Source organism: Pseudomonas sp. IT-P176, from assembly GCF_949767245.1.
GTDB lineage: Bacteria > Pseudomonadota > Gammaproteobacteria > Pseudomonadales > Pseudomonadaceae > Aquipseudomonas.
Genome location: NZ_CATKPN010000083.1, coordinates 1 through 1,820, shown reverse-complemented (window position 1 = coordinate 1,820; position 1,820 = coordinate 1). Strand labels below are relative to the sequence as shown.

At 52.3% G+C, this 1,820-nt stretch carries 1 rRNA gene; it reads right to left on the bottom strand.

Annotated elements, in window-relative coordinates:
- Nucleotides 1-95: 95 nt before the first annotated feature.
- Nucleotides 96-1,820: ribosomal RNA gene (locus tag ACM6IP_RS22710) — 23S ribosomal RNA — on the bottom strand; the annotation flags it as partial.

Below are 1,820 nucleotides of genomic sequence, written 5' to 3'. Positions count from 1 at the left end.
GTTGCTTTGAGCAGATTCGAACTTTCGGTTCGTTTCGTCTTCACACACCGCAATCTGATGCTTCTTTCGAAGTAGTCAAATTGCTTGGGTGTTATATGGTCAAGCCTCACGGGCAATTAGTATTGGTTAGCTCAACGCCTCACAGCGCTTACACACCCAACCTATCAACGTCGTAGTCTTCGACGGCCCTTCAGGGGACTCAAGGTCCCAGTGAGATCTCATCTTGAGGCTAGTTTCCCGCTTAGATGCTTTCAGCGGTTATCTATTCCGAACATAGCTACCCGGCAATGCCACTGGCGTGACAACCGGAACACCAGAGGTTCGTCCACTCCGGTCCTCTCGTACTAGGAGCAGCCCCTCTCAAATCTCAAACGTCCACGGCAGATAGGGACCGAACTGTCTCACGACGTTCTAAACCCAGCTCGCGTACCACTTTAAATGGCGAACAGCCATACCCTTGGGACCGGCTTCAGCCCCAGGATGTGATGAGCCGACATCGAGGTGCCAAACACCGCCGTCGATATGAACTCTTGGGCGGTATCAGCCTGTTATCCCCGGAGTACCTTTTATCCGTTGAGCGATGGCCCTTCCATACAGAACCACCGGATCACTAAGACCTACTTTCGTACCTGCTCGACGTGTCTGTCTCGCAGTCAAGCGCGCTTTTGCCTTTATACTCTACGACCGATTTCCGACCGGTCTGAGCGCACCTTCGTACTCCTCCGTTACTCTTTAGGAGGAGACCGCCCCAGTCAAACTACCCACCATACACTGTCCTCGATCCGGATAACGGACCTGAGTTAGAACCTCAAAGTTGCCAGGGTGGTATTTCAAGGTTGGCTCCACGCAGACTGGCGTCCACGCTTCAAAGCCTCCCACCTATCCTACACAAGCAAATTCAAAGTCCAGTGCAAAGCTATAGTAAAGGTTCACGGGGTCTTTCCGTCTAGCCGCGGATACACTGCATCTTCACAGCGATTTCAATTTCACTGAGTCTCGGGTGGAGACAGCGCCGCCATCGTTACGCCATTCGTGCAGGTCGGAACTTACCCGACAAGGAATTTCGCTACCTTAGGACCGTTATAGTTACGGCCGCCGTTTACCGGGGCTTCGATCAAGAGCTTCGCGTTAGCTAACCCCATCAATTAACCTTCCGGCACCGGGCAGGCGTCACACCCTATACGTCCACTTTCGTGTTTGCAGAGTGCTGTGTTTTTAATAAACAGTCGCAGCGGCCTGGTATCTTCGACCGGCGTGGGCTTACGGAGCAAGTCCTTCACCCTCACCGGCGCACCTTCTCCCGAAGTTACGGTGCCATTTTGCCTAGTTCCTTCACCCGAGTTCTCTCAAGCGCCTTGGTATTCTCTACCCAACCACCTGTGTCGGTTTGGGGTACGGTTCCTGGTTACCTGAAGCTTAGAAGCTTTTCTTGGAAGCATGGCATCAACCACTTCGTGTTCTAAAAGAACACTCGTCATCAGCTCTCGGCCTTAGAATCCCGGATTTACCTAAGATTCCAGCCTACCACCTTAAACTTGGACAACCAACGCCAAGCTGGCCTAGCCTTCTCCGTCCCTCCATCGCAATAACCAGAAGTACAGGAATATTAACCTGTTTTCCATCGACTACGCTTTTCAGCCTCGCCTTAGGGACCGACTAACCCTGCGTCGATTAACGTTGCGCAGGAAACCTTGGTCTTTCGGCGTGGGTGTTTTTCACACCCATTGTCGTTACTCATGTCAGCATTCGCACTTCTGATACCTCCAGCAAGCTTCTCAACTCACCTTCACAGGCTTACAGAACGCTCCTCTACCGCATCA